The organism is Phytobacter sp., assembly GCF_059074235.1.
This window is the reverse complement of the sequence record NZ_JCACPZ010000001.1, coordinates 551,955-567,913: the sequence shown is the minus strand read 5'-3', so window position 1 is coordinate 567,913 and position 15,959 is coordinate 551,955. Positions and strand designations below refer to the sequence as shown.

The 15,959-nt window shown below is 50.9% G+C and carries 22 protein-coding genes and 3 pseudogenes; 2 read left to right on the top strand and 23 right to left on the bottom strand.

All coding sequences use genetic code 11. The annotated features are described in order from the left end of the window. The 8 genes and pseudogenes from AC5JPW_RS02660 to AC5JPW_RS02625 all read right to left on the bottom strand — a co-directional run. The coding region (locus AC5JPW_RS02660) for a large ribosomal subunit protein uL22 (protein ID WP_494238132.1) at positions 1 to 97 on the bottom strand (97 nt) is incomplete at its 3' end. 14 nt (positions 98 to 111) lie between these two features. Continuing rightward, entirely contained in the window at positions 112 to 390 is a 279-nt protein-coding gene (gene rpsS, locus AC5JPW_RS02655) for a 30S ribosomal protein S19 (RefSeq protein ID WP_001138115.1), read from the bottom strand. 16 nt (positions 391 to 406) lie between these two features. Then, positions 407 to 1,228 (bottom strand): 50S ribosomal protein L2, encoded by an 822-nt coding sequence (rplB, locus tag AC5JPW_RS02650; protein ID WP_230353535.1) that lies wholly within the window; start codon positions 1,226 to 1,228, stop codon positions 407 to 409. Positions 1,229 to 1,245: 17 nt separating this feature from the next. Then, positions 1,246 to 1,548 (bottom strand): 50S ribosomal protein L23, encoded by a 303-nt coding sequence (rplW, locus tag AC5JPW_RS02645; protein WP_004868363.1) that lies wholly within the window; start codon positions 1,546 to 1,548, stop codon positions 1,246 to 1,248. Next, positions 1,545 to 2,150, bottom strand: coding sequence for a 50S ribosomal protein L4 (gene rplD / locus AC5JPW_RS02640; protein WP_494238108.1), 606 nt, complete (start codon positions 2,148 to 2,150; stop codon positions 1,545 to 1,547). Before rplD ends, rplW begins: the two co-directional genes overlap by 4 nt. A 10-nt stretch (positions 2,151 to 2,160) precedes the next feature. Further along, positions 2,161 to 2,791, bottom strand: a pseudogene (gene rplC, locus AC5JPW_RS02635) (50S ribosomal protein L3). A 32-nt stretch (positions 2,792 to 2,823) separates the two neighbouring features. Then, positions 2,824 to 3,135, bottom strand: coding sequence for a 30S ribosomal protein S10 (rpsJ, locus tag AC5JPW_RS02630; RefSeq protein ID WP_001181005.1), 312 nt, complete (start codon positions 3,133 to 3,135; stop codon positions 2,824 to 2,826). A gap of 21 nt (positions 3,136 to 3,156) precedes the next feature. Next, positions 3,157 to 3,474 (bottom strand): hypothetical protein, encoded by a 318-nt coding sequence (locus AC5JPW_RS02625; RefSeq protein ID WP_494238107.1) that lies wholly within the window; start codon positions 3,472 to 3,474, stop codon positions 3,157 to 3,159. 4 nt (positions 3,475 to 3,478) lie between these two features. On the opposite strand from AC5JPW_RS02625, the pseudogene AC5JPW_RS02620 reads away from it, so the two are divergent. Then, positions 3,479 to 3,998 (top strand): annotated as a pseudogene (locus AC5JPW_RS02620) (prepilin peptidase). Here AC5JPW_RS02620 and bfr read toward each other — a convergent pair. The 11 genes and pseudogenes from bfr to fkpA form a co-directional block, all read right to left on the bottom strand. Then, positions 3,982 to 4,459, bottom strand: a pseudogene (bfr, locus tag AC5JPW_RS02615) (bacterioferritin). The pseudogenes AC5JPW_RS02620 and bfr sit on opposite strands and share 17 nt — an antisense overlap. A gap of 72 nt (positions 4,460 to 4,531) precedes the next feature. Then, entirely contained in the window at positions 4,532 to 4,726 is a 195-nt protein-coding gene (gene bfd, locus AC5JPW_RS02610; protein WP_437889941.1) for a bacterioferritin-associated ferredoxin, read from the bottom strand. Between the two features lie 176 nt (positions 4,727 to 4,902). Beyond that, a complete protein-coding gene (tuf, locus tag AC5JPW_RS02605; RefSeq protein ID WP_494238106.1) occupies positions 4,903 to 6,087 on the bottom strand; it encodes an elongation factor Tu in 1,185 nt (394 codons plus the stop codon). Between the two features lie 67 nt (positions 6,088 to 6,154). Beyond that, positions 6,155 to 8,269, bottom strand: a complete 2,115-nt coding sequence (fusA, locus tag AC5JPW_RS02600; RefSeq protein ID WP_494238105.1) for an elongation factor G — start codon at positions 8,267 to 8,269, stop codon at positions 6,155 to 6,157. 96 nt (positions 8,270 to 8,365) lie between these two features. Further along, positions 8,366 to 8,836 (bottom strand): 30S ribosomal protein S7, encoded by a 471-nt coding sequence (gene rpsG, locus AC5JPW_RS02595; protein WP_004106370.1) that lies wholly within the window; start codon positions 8,834 to 8,836, stop codon positions 8,366 to 8,368. Positions 8,837 to 8,931: 95 nt separating this feature from the next. Continuing rightward, entirely contained in the window at positions 8,932 to 9,306 is a 375-nt protein-coding gene (gene rpsL, locus AC5JPW_RS02590) for a 30S ribosomal protein S12 (protein WP_003023654.1), read from the bottom strand. A gap of 124 nt (positions 9,307 to 9,430) precedes the next feature. Beyond that, on the bottom strand, positions 9,431 to 9,718 hold the full coding sequence (gene tusB / locus AC5JPW_RS02585) for a sulfurtransferase complex subunit TusB (protein WP_494238104.1): 288 nt from the start codon (positions 9,716 to 9,718) through the stop codon (positions 9,431 to 9,433). A 7-nt stretch (positions 9,719 to 9,725) separates the two neighbouring features. Beyond that, a complete protein-coding gene (gene tusC / locus AC5JPW_RS02580) occupies positions 9,726 to 10,085 on the bottom strand; it encodes a sulfurtransferase complex subunit TusC (RefSeq protein ID WP_494238103.1) in 360 nt (119 codons plus the stop codon). Further along, on the bottom strand, positions 10,085 to 10,471 hold the full coding sequence (gene tusD, locus AC5JPW_RS02575) for a sulfurtransferase complex subunit TusD (RefSeq protein ID WP_494238102.1): 387 nt from the start codon (positions 10,469 to 10,471) through the stop codon (positions 10,085 to 10,087). Before tusD ends, tusC begins: the two co-directional genes overlap by 1 nt. Next, positions 10,471 to 11,193 (bottom strand): helix-turn-helix transcriptional regulator, encoded by a 723-nt coding sequence (locus AC5JPW_RS02570; protein ID WP_007369798.1) that lies wholly within the window; start codon positions 11,191 to 11,193, stop codon positions 10,471 to 10,473. Before AC5JPW_RS02570 ends, tusD begins: the two co-directional genes overlap by 1 nt. Positions 11,194 to 11,356: 163 nt before the next feature. Further along, a complete protein-coding gene (gene fkpA, locus AC5JPW_RS02565; RefSeq protein ID WP_494238101.1) occupies positions 11,357 to 12,184 on the bottom strand; it encodes an FKBP-type peptidyl-prolyl cis-trans isomerase in 828 nt (275 codons plus the stop codon). 234 nt (positions 12,185 to 12,418) lie between these two features. Between fkpA and AC5JPW_RS02560 the strand changes: the two genes are divergently transcribed. Next, positions 12,419 to 12,637: a protein SlyX gene (locus AC5JPW_RS02560; protein ID WP_458045518.1), complete on the top strand. Its 219-nt coding sequence runs from the start codon at positions 12,419 to 12,421 to the stop codon at positions 12,635 to 12,637. A 58-nt stretch (positions 12,638 to 12,695) separates the two neighbouring features. Here AC5JPW_RS02560 and slyD read toward each other — a convergent pair whose 3' ends face one another. From slyD to kefG, 4 genes are all read right to left on the bottom strand, one after another. Continuing rightward, positions 12,696 to 13,295 (bottom strand): peptidylprolyl isomerase, encoded by a 600-nt coding sequence (slyD, locus tag AC5JPW_RS02555; protein ID WP_494238100.1) that lies wholly within the window; start codon positions 13,293 to 13,295, stop codon positions 12,696 to 12,698. 94 nt (positions 13,296 to 13,389) lie between these two features. Continuing rightward, positions 13,390 to 13,590, bottom strand: a complete 201-nt coding sequence (locus AC5JPW_RS02550; RefSeq protein WP_437887669.1) for a YheV family putative zinc ribbon protein — start codon at positions 13,588 to 13,590, stop codon at positions 13,390 to 13,392. A 10-nt stretch (positions 13,591 to 13,600) separates the two neighbouring features. After that, positions 13,601 to 15,406, bottom strand: coding sequence for a glutathione-regulated potassium-efflux system protein KefB (gene kefB, locus AC5JPW_RS02545; protein ID WP_494238099.1), 1,806 nt, complete (start codon positions 15,404 to 15,406; stop codon positions 13,601 to 13,603). Next, a complete protein-coding gene (gene kefG, locus AC5JPW_RS02540) occupies positions 15,406 to 15,957 on the bottom strand; it encodes a glutathione-regulated potassium-efflux system ancillary protein KefG (RefSeq protein ID WP_494238131.1) in 552 nt (183 codons plus the stop codon). The genes kefB and kefG overlap by 1 nt, the downstream gene beginning before the upstream one ends. Positions 15,958 to 15,959 lie beyond the last annotated feature (2 nt).

The following is a 15,959-nucleotide window of genomic DNA, read 5'->3' as shown; positions in this document are numbered from 1 at the left end:
GGGCCTGCGACACTTTCTTACCGCGAATCAGGTCAGCAACAAGGCGAACCTTCTGAGCAGAAGAACGAGCATGGCGATGTTGAGCTAAAGTTTCCATCTCTTCCTCCTACCTTATTTCTTCTTCGCTTTTTTATCAGCAGCGTGGCCGCGATAAGTACGAGTCGGTGCGAATTCACCCAGTTTGTGACCAACCATTTCGTCGGAAACAAATACCGGAACGTGCTGACGACCATTATGGACAGCGATGGTCAAACCGATCATGTTAGGAAAGATCGTTGAACGACGGGACCAAGTGCGCAGGGGCTTCTTGTCTCCGCTTTCCACCGCTTTCTCTACCTTCTTCAGCAAGTGCAGGTCAATAAAAGGACCTTTCTTGAGAGAACGTGGCATGGCTTATCCTCTAAAATTATTTGCTACGGCGACGTACGATAAATTTATCAGTACGCTTGTTGCTGCGGGTCTTCTTACCTTTGGTCTGAACGCCCCACGGAGATACCGGGTGCTTACCAAAGTTACGACCTTCACCACCACCATGTGGGTGGTCGACTGGGTTCATCGCAGTACCGCGAACGGTAGGACGAACACCACGCCAGCGTGCAGCACCTGCTTTACCCAGAACGCGCAGCATATGCTCAGCATTGCCAACTTCGCCCAGGGTAGCGCGGCAGTCTGCTTCGACTTTACGCATTTCACCAGAACGCAGACGCAGGGTGACATAAGCACCATCACGAGCAACGATCTGAACGTAAGTACCAGCGGAACGTGCCAGCTGACCGCCTTTACCTGGTTTCATTTCTACGTTATGAACGGTAGAACCAACCGGGATATTGCGCATCGGCAGGGTGTTGCCTGCTTTGATTGCAGCATCAACGCCAGACTGAATCTGGTCGCCAGCTTTCAGGCCTTTAGGGGCCAGGATGTAACGGCGTTCGCCGTCTTTGTACAGAACCAGCGCGATGTTCGCGGAACGGTTCGGATCGTACTCAAGACGTTCAACAATTGCCGGGATACCGTCTTTGTTGCGTTTGAAGTCAACAATACGGTAAGCCTGCTTGTGACCACCACCGATATGACGGGTGGTGATACGGCCATTGTTGTTACGACCACCGGATTTGCTGTTTTTTTCAACCAGCGGAGCAAAAGGTTTGCCCTTGTGCAGCTCTGGGTTGACCACTTTAACAACGTGGCGACGACCCGGAGATGTCGGTTTACATTTAACAACTGCCATTGTATTACTCCTCCGACTTACTCAGCGCCGCCAACGAAGTCCAGATTCTGGCCTTCTTTCAGGGTGACGTAAGCTTTTTTCCAGTCGCTACGACGACCGATACGCTGTCCGTGACGTTTAACTTTCCCTTTAACTACCAGGGTGTTAACGACTTCGACTTCGACTTCAAACAGTTTCTGCACAGCAGCTTTGATTTCTGCTTTGGTCGCGTCTTTAGCAACTTTGAGAACGATGGTGTTTGTTTTTTCCATCGCAGCAGACGCTTTTTCAGAAACGTGCGGTGCACGCAGCACCTTCAGCAGACGTTCTTCACGAATCATGCCAGCATCTCCTCAACTTGCTTAACAGCATCAGCAGTCATTACGACTTTGTCGAAGGCGATCAGGCTAACCGGGTCGATACCAGTTACATCGCGTACGTCAACCTTGTGCAGGTTGCGCGCAGCCAGGAACAGGTTCTCGTCCAGCTCACCGGTGATGATCAGCACATCTTCCAGAGCCATGTCTTTCAGTTTCTGTGCCAGCAGCTTAGTTTTAGGCGCTTCTACAGAGAACGTTTCGACAACGATCAGACGATCCTGACGTACCAGTTCGGACAGAATGCTTTTCAGCGCGCCGCGGTACATCTTTTTGTTAACTTTTTGACTGTGGTCCTGTGGACGCGCAGCGAAGGTCACGCCACCTGAACGCCAGATCGGGCTCTTGATAGAACCTGAACGCGCACGGCCGGTACCTTTCTGGCGCCACGGCTTTTTGCCGGAACCAGTTACTTCAGCACGAGTCTTCTGAGCACGAGTACCCTGACGAGCACCAGCTGCATAAGCAACAACAACCTGGTGAACCAGCGCTTCGTTGAAATCACGACCGAAGGTAGTTTCGGAAACAGTCAGCGCGCTCTGCGCGTCTTTCAATACTAATTCCATTGCTATCCCCTTACGCCTTCACAGCTGGTTTAACGATCAGGTCGCATACCGGTTGCACCCGGAACACCACCTTTAACCAGCAGCAGGTTGCGCTCAGCGTCAACACGTACTACGTCCAGGCTCTGAACGGTTACACGTTCGTTACCCAGCTGACCTGCCATTTTCTTGCCTTTGAACACTTTGCCCGGAGTCTGGTTCTGACCGATAGAACCCGGAACGCGGTGAGACAAGGAGTTACCGTGAGTAGCGTCCTGGGTACGGAAGTTCCAGCGCTTAACGGTACCGGCGAAACCTTTACCTTTAGAGGTACCGGTTACGTCAACTTTTTTAACTTCAGCAAACAGCTCAACGCTAATGTCCTGACCTACGGTGAATTCTTCGCCTTCAGCAAGACGGAATTCCCACAGACCACGGCCAGCTTCAACGCCAGCTTTAGCGAAGTGACCCGCTTCCGGCTTAGTTACACGGTTAGCTTTTTTAGCACCAGTGGTAACCTGAACGGCACGGTAGCCATCGTTAGCCAGATCTTTAACCTGAGTAACGCGGTTTGCTTCAACTTCGATTACGGTTACTGGGATAGAAACGCCATCTTCAGTGAAGATGCGGGTCATACCCACTTTTTTACCGACTAAACCAATCATTGTATCAACCTCTCAATCGCTCGATGACCTGATTAACCCAGGCTGATCTGCACGTCTACACCGGCAGCCAGATCCAGACGCATCAGAGCATCAACGGTTTTCTCAGTTGGCTCAACGATGTCAACCAGACGCTTGTGAGTGCGAATTTCGTACTGATCACGCGCGTCTTTGTTGACGTGCGGGGAGATCAGAACGGTAAAGCGCTCTTTGCGGGTCGGCAGCGGGATCGGACCACGGACTTGCGCACCAGTGCGCTTAGCAGTCTCGACGATTTCCGCGGTTGATTGATCGATCAGACGATGATCAAACGCTTTCAGGCGGATACGGATTCTTTGGTTCTGCATGAGACCAGAGCTCCAATTATTTTATAGACGAAAATAATTACTACCCACATCCATTACGATTGATGGAGGAGTGTAATCGTTCTTACGTAGCCCCCCGATTGGGAGCATTGTTTGATAGCCAAAAGCGCTATCAGGGTTCATATCGAACCAGCCGTCAATTACGACAAGCCCGCGCATTATACGTAAATCTGGGCTTAACGCAAGAGCAGTGTACAAATTTGCCGCTTCTTCATCACGACCACGCAAATCGCTGATGACCAATTTCTTTGTATGCCGATACTTTTTCTGAAGCCAATGCGCAATGTGAACAGGTCTCTGTTCACTATTTCGCATGGGCATGAAGATGCTAACCCCTGAGATCAACAACCGGGGTAATGTTCGTGACTGCAGTTTCTTTCTGGCAACTTATGTTCTGCTTAATGGCTTGTTGGTTTGGCAAGACCTGCGCTACAGGCTCCTGCCGGATAGATTGACCTGCCCTCTTCTATGGTTTGGATTAGCTTACGCCTGTATGTCTGATGTGGATTTACTGTCACAAAAAGTATGGGGAGCCATTGCTGGTTACATCGGATTTGCATCAATCTACTGGTTGTATCGCCTGGCGCGTGGGTCATGAAGGTCTCGGCTATGGCGATGTTAAATATCTTGCGGCACTTGGTGCATGGCATGGCTGGCAAGCCTTAAGCACACTGGTTTTTGTTGCTGCATCACTTGCGTGTATTTTTGCGTGCGCTTTATTTTTTACATCGAAAAGAGCGCAGAAACTAAAAAACCCGCTGCCATTTGGTCCATTTCTGGCCAGCGCGGGTTTACTTGTCGGTTATGAGGAGCTGTTTCTTGGTAGTGCTAGCTTTCAACTTTGATTTGTGACTGCAGATAGTTTTGCAGACCAATTTTCCCGATCAGATCCAGTTCCGTTTCCAGCCAGTCGATGTGCCCTTCTTCATCAGCAAGGATTTCAATCATCATATCTCTGCTGACGTAGTCATGAACGCTATCAGAATACGCGATGGCCTCACGCAGATCTTTCGCCCCTTCAAGCTCAAGTCGAAGATCGGACTGCAGCATTTCCTCGACATCTTCACCGATACCGAGCTTTGCCTAAATCCTGGAGGTTTGGGATCCCCTCAAGAAACAAAATACGTTCGATATACTTATCTGCGTGTTTCATTTCATCAATGGATTCATGGTACTCGACATCGTTGAGGCGCGTCAGGCCCCAGTTTTTGAACATTCTCGCATGGAGAAAGTATTGGTTTATTGCGACAAGCTCGTTTCCCAATAATTTATTGAGATAATTTATTACCTTGACATCACCTTTCATTATGTAGTCCCTCCGCTTCCACTCATTGAAGCGTAGAACGGGCTACAAGGAAGTCAAAAAAAAGCGGGGAGCTCAGGCGGTTTCTTTATATTCCGGGATCTGCAGCAATTCATCCTGCATTATTTCGCGAGCAGCGCGAATGCATTTACCACACTGATTACCAACGGGAATAAACTTACGTAACTGCTGAAAAGACTGAGGGTGGAACTGGCGTACAGCCTGGCGAATTTTTTTATCGCTCACACCATTACACAAACAAACGTACATGATCACTCCCGTTCAATTTATGATCACAAAGTGTAAATGAGAATAGTTATGATTACAATAGACGGGAATTAGAAAGCGGCAAGAGAATCGTAAATGTTGGATTTACCAAAGCAGCATTTTATAAATGAGCAGATATAAAAAAGGGCGCCGAAGCGCCCTCTTTCAATTAACGCTTATTAAGCGATAACTTTTGCTACAACGCCCGCACCAACAGTACGGCCGCCTTCACGGATTGCGAAACGCAGACCGTCGTCCATCGCGATTGGGTGGATCAGGGTAACAACCATTTTGATGTTGTCGCCCGGCATTACCATCTCAACACCTTCCGGCAGTTCGATGGTGCCAGTCACGTCAGTTGTACGGAAGTAGAACTGAGGACGGTAGCCTTTGAAGAACGGAGTATGACGGCCGCCTTCGTCTTTGGACAGAATGTACACTTCAGATTCGAACTGGGTGTGCGGCTTGATGGTGCCCGGCTTAGCCAGTACCTGACCACGTTCGATTTCTTCACGTTTGATACCACGCAGCAGAACACCAACGTTCTCACCAGCACGGCCTTCGTCCAGCAGTTTGCGGAACATTTCAACGCCAGTACAAGTAGACTTAGCAGTCTCTTTGATACCAACGATTTCAACTTCTTCACCCACTTTAACGATACCGCGCTCTACACGACCGGTAACAACAGTACCACGGCCGGAGATGGAGAATACGTCTTCGATAGGCAGCAGGAACGGCTTGTCAATCGCACGCTCTGGTTCCGGGATGTAAGAATCCAGGTAGCCAGCCAGTTCGATGATTTTCGCTTCCCACTCTGCTTCGCCTTCCAGCGCTTTCAGAGCAGAACCACGAACGATCGGAGTGTCGTCGCCCGGGAAATCGTACTGAGACAGAAGTTCACGAACTTCCATTTCTACCAGTTCCAGCAGCTCTTCGTCATCAACCATGTCGCATTTGTTCAGGAACACGATGATGTAAGGAACGCCTACCTGACGACCCAGCAGGATGTGTTCACGAGTCTGCGGCATCGGGCCGTCAGTCGCAGCAACAACCAGGATCGCGCCGTCCATCTGCGCAGCACCAGTGATCATGTTTTTAACATAGTCGGCGTGGCCCGGGCAGTCTACGTGTGCGTAGTGACGGATTTCGGTATCGTATTCAACGTGAGAAGTGTTGATGGTGATACCACGTGCTTTTTCTTCCGGCGCGTTATCGATCTGGTCGAATGCACGAGCCTGGCCACCGTAGGTTTTGGACAGAACGGTGGTGATTGCAGCAGTCAGGGTAGTTTTACCATGGTCAACGTGGCCGATAGTACCGACGTTGACGTGCGGTTTTGTACGTTCAAATTTTTCTTTAGACACGGCTATATTCCTTACTATAGTGCCCCCTCTCTGAGGGGACACGGGACTTTGGTTTTAACCCTGCGGCTTATTTACCACGGGCTTCGATTACGGCCTGAGCAACGTTGTTCGGCGCATCATCATACTTCAGGAATTCCATAGTATAGGATGCACGACCTTTGGTCAGAGAACGCAGCTGAGTTGCATATCCGAACATTTCAGACAGCGGAACTTCAGCGTGGATCTTAACGCCAGTCACTTCGGATTCCTGACCGCGCAGCATACCGCGACGACGGCTCAAGTCACCAATTACGTCACCGGTGTTCTCTTCCGGAGTCTCTACTTCAACCTTCATGATCGGCTCAAGCAGAACTGGTTTCGCTTTCTTAAAGCCATCTTTGAAGGCGATAGAAGCGGCCAGTTTAAACGCCAGTTCAGAGGAGTCAACGTCATGGTAAGAACCGAAGTGCAGACGCACACCCAGGTCAACTACCGGATAACCGGCCAGCGGGCCAGATTTCAGCTGCTCCTGGATGCCTTTATCAACGGCAGGAACGTATTCGCCAGGAATTACGCCACCTTTAATGTCGTTGATGAACTCGTAGCCTTTCGGATTTGAGCCCGGCTCCAGTGGGTACATGTCGATAACAACATGACCGTACTGACCACGACCACCAGACTGTTTAGCGTGTTTACCTTCGATATCGGTAACTTTCGCACGAATCGCTTCACGGTAAGCAACCTGAGGTTTACCTACGTTAGCTTCAACGTTGAATTCACGTTTCATACGGTCAACGATGATATCCAGGTGAAGTTCACCCATACCAGCGATGATAGTCTGGTTAGATTCTTCATCAGTCCATACGCGGAATGATGGGTCTTCTTTAGCCAGACGGCCCAGAGCCAGACCCATTTTTTCCTGGTCAGCTTTGGTTTTAGGTTCTACTGCGATGGAGATTACTGGCTCAGGGAATTCCATACGCTCCAGAATGATCGGGTGATCCGGGTTACACAGGGTGTCACCAGTAGTCACGTCTTTCAGACCGATAGCAGCAGCGATATCGCCCGCGCGAACTTCTTTGATCTCTTCACGTTTGTTAGCGTGCATCTGAACGATACGACCGAAACGCTCACGTGCAGCTTTCACGGAGTTCAGTACGGTATCACCAGAGTTAACCACACCGGAGTAAACACGGAAGAAGGTCAGGTTACCCACGAACGGGTCGGTTGCGATTTTGAATGCCAGTGCAGAGAAAGGCTCTTCATCGCTAGCATGACGCTCAGCCGGAGTATCTTTACCATCGTCCAGCATACCGTTGATTGCCGGTACGTCGGTCGGTGCTGGCAGGTAATCAATTACCGCATCCAGCATTGCCTGTACACCTTTGTTTTTGAACGCAGAACCACAGGTAACCAGAATGATTTCGTTGTTCAGAACGCGCTGGCGCAGAGCTTTCTTGATTTCTTCCTCGGTCAGCTCTTCGCCGCCCAGGTATTTTTCCATCAGCTCTTCAGAGGCTTCTGCAGCGGACTCGATCAGGTTCTGGTGCCATTCGTCAGCCAGGTCCTGCATGTCAGCCGGGATATCTTCGTATTCGAAGGTAACGCCCTGATCAGCTTCGTTCCAGTTGATGGCTTTCATTTTCACCAGGTCAATAACACCAGTGAAACCTTCTTCAGCACCAATTGCCAGCTGCAGCGGAACAGGGTTCGCGCCCAGACGGGATTTGATCTGACCAACAACTTTCAGGAAGTTCGCACCCATACGGTCCATTTTGTTAACGAACGCGATACGTGGAACTTTATATTTGTTTGCCTGACGCCATACGGTCTCAGACTGCGGCTGAACACCACCAACTGCGCAGTAAACCATTACCGCGCCGTCAAGAACACGCATGGAACGTTCTACTTCGATGGTGAAGTCAACGTGCCCCGGGGTGTCGATGATGTTTACGCGATGCGGTTCATACTGTTTGGCCATACCAGACCAGAATGCAGTAGTTGCAGCGGAAGTGATGGTGATACCACGTTCCTGCTCTTGCTCCATCCAGTCCATGGTAGCGGCGCCGTCATGAACTTCACCGATTTTATGGTTAACACCGGTGTAGAACAGAATACGTTCGGTAGTCGTGGTTTTACCGGCGTCGATGTGCGCACTGATACCGATGTTACGGTAGCGTGCGATAGGTGTTGTACGAGCCATTTTATTCCTCGTTTATTGCATTAGGCATTCAGTTAAGTGACCCAGAACGGGCGCCCCATCTGAAGCGCCCGCCTGGTGACTAATACTACGAAGGGATTACCAACGGTAGTGTGCGAACGCCTTGTTGGCTTCAGCCATACGGTGAACGTCTTCACGTTTCTTAACTGCAGTACCTTTGTTGTCTGCAGCATCAGAAAGTTCGTTCGCCAGGCGGAGAGCCATGGATTTATCACCGCGTTTACGAGCAGCTTCAACGATCCAACGCATTGCCAGAGCATTACGACGAACCGGACGAACTTCAACTGGAACCTGATAAGTAGAACCACCTACACGGCGGGATTTAACTTCTACAGTCGGGCGAACGTTGTCGAGAGCGACTTCGAAAGCTTCCAGTTCATTTTTCCCAGAGCGCTGAGCCAGGGTCTCCAGCGCGCTGTATACGATTGCTTCTGCAGTAGATTTTTTACCATCTACCATCAGGATATTTACAAATTTAGCCAGCAGTTCTGATCCGAACTTAGGATCCGGCAGAATTTTACGCTGACCAATGACGCGACGACGTGGCATGGAAATACTCCGTTGTTAATTCAGGATTGTCCAAAACTCAGAGAGTTTAGTTTGACATTAATATAAAACGTTTGGCCTTACTTAACGGAGAACCATTAAGCCTTAGGACGTTTCACGCCATACTTGGAGCGTGATTGCTTACGGTCTTTAACGCCGGAGCAGTCAAGCGCACCACGAACGGTGTGGTAACGAACACCCGGGAGGTCTTTTACACGACCGCCACGGATCAGGATCACGGAGTGCTCCTGCAGGTTGTGACCTTCACCACCGATGTAGGAAGTCACTTCAAAACCGTTGGTCAAACGAACACGACATACTTTACGCAGTGCGGAGTTCGGTTTTTTAGGAGTGGTAGTATATACACGAGTACATACGCCACGTTTTTGCGGGCATGCTTCCAGCGCAGGCACGTTGCTTTTCGCAACTTTGCGTGCACGTGGTTTGCGTACCAGCTGGTTAACTGTTGCCATTAAATAGCTCCTGGTTTTAGCTTTTGCTTCGTAAACACGTAATAAAACGACCTCATATAATATGAGGACGCAGAATTTTATGGCTGTGCTCAAAAGGTGTCAAGAAATATACAGCGATCCCAGCTCACCAACGCATCTGAGTCTCATGTTTTAACGTCAAACCAACGAAATCAGTATAGCCAACCCTGACGGCACTGCTCGAAATTTGACCAGAGAGGCCGCGTGCATCAATATCTTCTCTAAGCACATGGACCGTTATGGGGGCATTTAGCAGTAACTCAAGGTACCGCCCCCCTTTCAGCGCAGCAATGACGCCATCAGATAGCAGTAAAAGATCATCCCCTTCACGCACAGTACGCAGCAATGTTGCCATATCACATTGCCAGGGCGATTGAGCCAGAGTGTGCAACATAAGCGCCTCAGAACGTCATCACAACATCGTACGTGTCCAGTTTGTCGCGCAATGCGTCAGGTTCCAGAAACTGTACTGGCAACACAAACGGCGTCGCGTCATCCAGGCCGCGCTCGTACGCAGATACCCGGCAAACCCAACACTCTTCAATGTCATAAAGAGGAAGAACTTTAAAAGTAGCGATGTAATCCCGTGCCAGAATCGCGCCAGGCTGCTGGTTTGCAATTAGCTGGAAGACACCGTCACTCATGAAAAACACGCCGATATCGTCGGTGAACGCTGACACGGCCATTAACGCATCAAGGCCCTCTCGTCCGGCAGTCGAACCGTGCGGCGCAGAAGTAAAGATAAACGCTATACGTTTCATTAGAATTGCACCATGCGATCGCAGGTCAATGCGGCCTCAGCTAACGCACCTAATCCGGAAAGCGAAAAACCGGGCTGGAGATTGGCGGCAGAAAGACCTTGTAGCTTCGCCTCACTTTCATCGACCACGCCTCTACGAAGAGCAGCAGCCACGCAAATATGTAATTCAACGTGATGTTCGTCATGCAGCCACTGCCAGGCGCGAACCAAATCAAACTCGTCGCTGGCGGGAGACGTCAGCACATTCGCATTGCTGACGCCCTCTTGATAGAAAAAGACACTACCCAACTCATGACCGCTTTCCAGCACTGCACGTGCAAATTGATAAGCGCTACTGGCCTGCTGGCTACCATAAGCTGGACCGGTGACCATAAGAGCAAAACGCATTAACGATCTTGCCCCGAGAAATCACCACTTTTGAATTGACGGATGTAGAGGTACACAGTGTGTTTAGAAATATTCAGACGATCCGCAACCTGGTTAATCGCATCCTTGATATCAAAGATCCCTTTCTCATACAGATTCAGGACGATTTGACGATTTTTCGCATTGTTGGATACGTTCCGGTCGGCGTTGACTTCCTCAATGGTGAATTCCAGCGTTTGCATTACCAGATCCTCAACGGAGGAGGCAAAGTTAACGGCAGAGCCCACATCTGGCGTTTCCGGCGGAATAAAGGTGTTCATGATTTGTGAGAACGGCACATCGAGGTTCATGTTGATACACAACAACCCAATGACCCGATGATCACGATTGCGGATAGCAATAGTCACGGATTTCATTAAGACGCCGCTTTTCGCGCGCGTGAAGTAACATTTTGAGACGCTACTGTCCGCACCGGTCATATCATGCAGCATACGCAATGCAAGGTCGGTAATCGGCGAGCCGATTTTACGCCCGGTGTGTTCGCCGTTGGCAATACGAATGGCGGAACATTTCAGATCCTGCAGGGAGTGCAAAACGATTTCACAGTGAGAACCAATGAGCATCGCTAACCCGTCCACCACTGCTTCGTAAGATTTTAAAATATCGAAGTCAGTCTGATCGAAAGGACGTTGATCCAGTAAATCGAGTTCACTGGTTTCGTTGGTTAAAAGCGACCTGGACATGAAAAAAAACACTCCTTTTCAGGAGCCTGTCGTTAAGTTTTCAGGGCAGGCTCGACATAAACACGAACAACTAAATTAATACAGCGTAGGTTACGCTTTCCAGAATTATATCCTTACTGCAATAAAAAAACCGCCGCCTTTAAGGCGGCGGTTTTCATCATTCTTATTTTTTGGTCGCGTCAGCGGCTTTATCGCCTGCCGGTGCTGCCGGTGCTGCATCGGCTTTCGGTGCCGGTTTGATGTCCAGAAGCTCTACTTCAAAGACCAGCGTGGAGTTGGCCGGAATACCCGGAACGCCATTTTTGCCGTAGGCCAGATCTGGTGGGATAGCCAGCTTGATTTTGCCGCCTTTCTTGATGTTTTTCAGGCCTTCTGTCCAGCCAGGGATAACACCGTCAAGACGGAAGGAGAGCGGCTCACCACGGGTGTAGGAGTTATCAAACTCTTTACCGTCGATCAGCGTACCTTTGTAGTTAACCACTACGGTGTCGCTGTCTTTCGGCGCATCACCGGTACCTTCTTTCTCTACCTGATAGACCAGGCCAGTAGAAGAGGTTTTAACGCCTTTCTCTTTAGCAAATGCATCGCGGTAAGCTTTACCTTTGGTCTCATTTTCCAGCGCGTCTTTTTCCATTTTTTCCTGCGCAGAAGTCTTCACGCGGGTTTCAAAGGCTTGCAGAGTCTGTTCGATTTCCTGGTCAGTCAGTTTGCTCTTATCAGCAAACGCGTCCTGAACACCGGCGATAAGCTGAGCTTTATCCAGTTTGATGCCCAGTTTTTCTTGCTCTTTGAGAGAGTTTTCCATGTAACGGCCCAAAGACGCACCCAGTGCATATGCAGATTTCTGGTCGTCATTTTTAAAAGCCGATTTTGCGTCAGCTGCCGCTGCCGGAGCCTCTTTGGTTGCAGTTTCTGCAGCAAAGGTAAGCGGCGCATTCAATGCAACGGCCATCGTGGTCGCCAGCAGCGTGACTTTAAACAGTGATTTCATCCATTTCTCCAGGGCCGGGGCCTCTCACCCCAGGGTTTAAACGTAAATGAGGAACGTACTATAAAACGTTGCGGGACAAATCAACATAAGCACGCTCCCTGAATTCGACAGTTTTCAGACTATTTTTGTTTAAATTAGTTTCGCTCGTCCCGCTTAATGCTGCAGGCAGCGGGAAAGTTCAGTAAAATCCGTCATTCCAGCGGTAATCGCGCCAGAAATTGAATGAGGTGAAGTATGCAGGATGTAACACTGGAAGCGCGTCTGGCAGAACTGGAAAGTCGTCTGGCCTTTCAGGAGATGACCATTGAAGAGCTGAATCAGACGGTTATCGCTCACGAACTGGAGATGGCGAAGCTGCGCGATCTCATGCGTCTGGTGACGGAGAAACTGAAAGCGAGCCAGCCTTCACATCTCGCCTCGCAGTCAGAAGAGACGCCACCGCCCCATTATTGAGACGTAAAAAAAGCGGGATAACCCGCTTTTTTATTATCAACGTCTTAAAGACCGGTGATTAGTGGCAACCGCAGCCGCCGTTACCGCCGCAACCACCTTTACCGTGGCTATGGCCATGGTCGTGATCATGGTCGTGACCGTGGCCGCCGCAGCAACCATCGTGACCGTGGTCGTGGTCATGATCGTGGCCATGAGCACTGTGGACGTGGCCGTGCGCCAGCTCTTCTTCCGTTGCTTCGCGGATTGCCACGACTTCAACGTTGAATTTCAGATTCTGGCCAGCCAGCATGTGGTTACCGTCAACCACAACGTGCTCGTCTTCCACTTCGGTGATTTCAACTGGCACCGGACCCTGGTCAGTTTCTGCCAGGAAGCGCATGCCAACCTGCAGTTCGTCAACGCCCATGAACACGTCTTTAGGAACGCGTTGTACCAGGTTTTCGTCGTACTGGCCGTAAGCGTCGTTTGCGCCTACAGCAACATCGAATTTATCGCCAACTTCGTGACCGTCCAGCGCGTTTTCCAGACCAGAAATCAGGGAACCGTGACCGTGCAGGTAGTCCAGCGGCGCACTCACCGGAGACTCATCAACCAATACACCGTCTTCTGTACGTACCTGATAGGCCAGGCTGACCACCAGGTCTTTTGCTACTTTCATGATATCTCCTGAGCGTGGGAAAATTGCTGGCGCAGATTGTAACGGAAATCCGCACCCGTGTACCCTTTAGCTTAAAAAAACTCTGGGTATATCGCTAGTCCGGATGAAAGATCCCAATAACTTGCTCATCTTTACGGACATGCTCGCGCGCTTCTTTATCCGCTTCACGCATCTGATGACCACACTTAACACACTCAACAATATCAATATTATTTTCACGCCACATTGCCATTGAGTCTTGTGCTTTGCAGGACGGACACACCGCCCCGGCAATAAAACGTTTACGAATTGCCATACATTTCCTCTTACTCGAACTCGTCCCAGCCATCCAGTTGACGACGTTCCTGTTGCATTTCTCGCTGGAAAATCTCTTCCAGCTCGCGTCGCGCTTCCCTGACGCGGGAAATCTGCGACGTATCGGTATGGACTGGCATCAACTCGCGCAACATACGCATATCCAGGCGACGAAAATGCTGCTGCGCGCGATGCGCCTGATGCGGATGGACGCCAAGCGAAATCAGCGTCTTGCGCCCCAGTTCCAGTGCGCTGGAGAAGGTTTCACGCGAGAACTGGGTCACGCCCAACTGCAGTAATTCATGGGCTTCAACGCGCCCACGTGCCCGGGCCATAATATTGAGATGGGGAAAATGCTGCTGGCATAACTCCACCACCTTCATGGTATCTTCCGGCTCATTGCAGGTGATAACAATAGACTGCGCAGCCTCCGCCCCAGCCGAACGCAGTAACTCAAGCTGAGTGGCGTCTCCGTAATACACCTTATAGCCATACTTTCGCATCAGGTTTACCGCACTGATATCGCGCTCCAGAACCGTAATACGCATCTTATTGGCCATCAACAAACGGCTAATCACCTGCCCGAAACGGCCGAACCCGACCACAATGACTTGTGGCTGATCGTCTTCCACCCACGGCGCTTCGTCTTCATCTTCCGGTGTGTTAAACCGGCGCGACAACAGCTTATCAATCAGCTTCATCAGTAGTGGCGTGGTCATCATCGACAGTGTCACCGTGACCAGCAGCAGCGCCATCTGATCGCCGTGAAACAAGCGTTGCGAAGAGGCCGATGAGAAAAGGACAAAAGCAAACTCACCACCCTGGCTCAGCACTCCGGCAAACTGCATCCTTTCGGAACTGCGCAGACCGTAAATACGGGCCAGCGCGTACAACACGCCCGTTTTGACCGCCACCAACACCGCGACGCTCACCAGCACCCACAACAAATGGGTATAAAGCACACCGAGATTTAACGCCATGCCCACCGAGATGAAAAACAGTCCCAACAGCAACCCTTTAAAAGGATCAATGGCAATTTCCAGCTCATGACGATACTCACTTTCCGCCAGCAGGATACCCGCGATAAAGGTCCCCAGCGCCATCGACAGGCCAAGCGCATCCATAAACAGCGCAGAACCGAGCACCAGCAGCAAGGTTGCAGCGGTGAACACTTCACGCACGCCGGAGCCTGCAATGTAGCGGAATACGGGGCGCAGCAGATAGCGTCCGCCAATGAGCATTCCGGCAAATGCCAGTACCTTCAGGCCGATTTTAATCCAGTCAGGATGGTCATCGCCGTTCCCTGCAAGCAGTGGTACCAGCGCCAGGGCAGGAATAACGGCCAGATCCTGAAACAGCAGAACGGAGAAGCCCAACTGACCGGATTCACTGCGATTCATGCCTTTATCGCGCATCAGTTGCAGTGCCATCGCCGTGGAGGACATCGCCAGCCCAATACCACCAATCACGGCCGCCTGCCAGGAGAACTGCGTGAGCATTAACAGCCCGGCCAGAATCGCCGCGCTGAACAGCACCTGTGCCGCCCCTACCCCGAAGATGGAACGCCTGAGCTCCCACAGCTTGGAGGGATTCAGCTCAAGGCCGATGATGAACATCAGGAAAACCACGCCAAGCTCAGAGAAGTGGAGGATCTCCTCCACATCGCTGATAAAGCCCAAACCCCAGGGGCCAATGGCAATCCCCGCCAGCAGGTAGCCTAGCACCGCGCCAATCCCCAGTCTTGCCGCGAGCGGAACCGCCACCACGGCGGCAAAAAGAAAGAGCACACCGGCCAGCAATAAATTCGAACCTTCCATCAGCGGCCTCCCGTCATTGTTGGTGCGGCCAGCCAGTCACCGTAGGCTTTAGCATGATTAGCCAGATCCTGTGGCGGCTGTCTGCGCGCCCAGTACACAATAACAGGGGGCATCCAGTGCATACGGCACATGGCGGCCGTCAGTTCAAAGGGCCGTAAAATGTCGCTCATCGGGTAACGGTTCAGGCCGTCATAGCGATAGGCGGCCTCCGGTTCACCGGTGGTGATGACGCTGCGCCAGTACTTTCCCGCAAGCTGATTCCCTGCGGGGCCACTGGCAAACTCGCGGGTCAGCACGCGATCGAGCCACTCTTTGAGCAGCGCCGGGCAGCTATAGGTATAAAGAGGATGTTGAAATACGATGACATCGTGCTCACGGAGCAATGCCTGTTCCCGTGGGATATCAATAAAAAAATCCGGATAGTGTGCATAGAGGTCATGCACTGTGACATTGTGCAGTTGCGTTGCCGGCTTAAGCAAAACCCGGTTAGCCACCGAGTCCTGTGATTCCGGATGGGCATACAGCAGCAGTACCTTCGCTGTCTGGGACATCA

Coding starts and splice junctions, on each gene's coding strand:
- rpsS (WP_001138115.1), bottom strand. CDS start 390: ATGCCACGTTCTCTCAAGAAAGGTCCTTTTATTGACCTGCACTTGCTG.
- rplB (WP_230353535.1), bottom strand. CDS start 1,228: ATGGCAGTTGTTAAATGTAAACCGACATCTCCGGGTCGTCGCCACGTT.
- rplW (WP_004868363.1), bottom strand. CDS start 1,548: ATGATTCGTGAAGAACGTCTGCTGAAGGTGCTGCGTGCACCGCACGTT.
- rplD (WP_494238108.1), bottom strand. CDS start 2,150: ATGGAATTAGTATTGAAAGACGCGCAGAGCGCGCTGACTGTTTCCGAA.
- rpsJ (WP_001181005.1), bottom strand. CDS start 3,135: ATGCAGAACCAAAGAATCCGTATCCGCCTGAAAGCGTTTGATCATCGT.
- AC5JPW_RS02625 (WP_494238107.1), bottom strand. CDS start 3,474: ATGCCCATGCGAAATAGTGAACAGAGACCTGTTCACATTGCGCATTGG.
- bfd (WP_437889941.1), bottom strand. CDS start 4,726: ATGTACGTTTGTTTGTGTAATGGTGTGAGCGATAAAAAAATTCGCCAG.
- fusA (WP_494238105.1), bottom strand. CDS start 8,269: ATGGCTCGTACAACACCTATCGCACGCTACCGTAACATCGGTATCAGT.
- rpsG (WP_004106370.1), bottom strand. CDS start 8,836: ATGCCACGTCGTCGCGTCATTGGTCAGCGTAAAATTCTGCCGGATCCT.
- rpsL (WP_003023654.1), bottom strand. CDS start 9,306: ATGGCAACAGTTAACCAGCTGGTACGCAAACCACGTGCACGCAAAGTT.
- tusB (WP_494238104.1), bottom strand. CDS start 9,718: ATGTTGCACACTCTGGCTCAATCGCCCTGGCAATGTGATATGGCAACA.
- tusC (WP_494238103.1), bottom strand. CDS start 10,085: ATGAAACGTATAGCGTTTATCTTTACTTCTGCGCCGCACGGTTCGACT.
- tusD (WP_494238102.1), bottom strand. CDS start 10,471: ATGCGTTTTGCTCTTATGGTCACCGGTCCAGCTTATGGTAGCCAGCAG.
- AC5JPW_RS02570 (WP_007369798.1), bottom strand. CDS start 11,193: ATGTCCAGGTCGCTTTTAACCAACGAAACCAGTGAACTCGATTTACTG.
- fkpA (WP_494238101.1), bottom strand. CDS start 12,184: ATGAAATCACTGTTTAAAGTCACGCTGCTGGCGACCACGATGGCCGTT.
- AC5JPW_RS02560 (WP_458045518.1), top strand. CDS start 12,419: ATGCAGGATGTAACACTGGAAGCGCGTCTGGCAGAACTGGAAAGTCGT.
- slyD (WP_494238100.1), bottom strand. CDS start 13,295: ATGAAAGTAGCAAAAGACCTGGTGGTCAGCCTGGCCTATCAGGTACGT.
- AC5JPW_RS02550 (WP_437887669.1), bottom strand. CDS start 13,590: ATGGCAATTCGTAAACGTTTTATTGCCGGGGCGGTGTGTCCGTCCTGC.
- kefB (WP_494238099.1), bottom strand. CDS start 15,406: ATGGAAGGTTCGAATTTATTGCTGGCCGGTGTGCTCTTTCTTTTTGCC.
- kefG (WP_494238131.1), bottom strand. CDS start 15,957: ATGTCCCAGACAGCGAAGGTACTGCTGCTGTATGCCCATCCGGAATCA.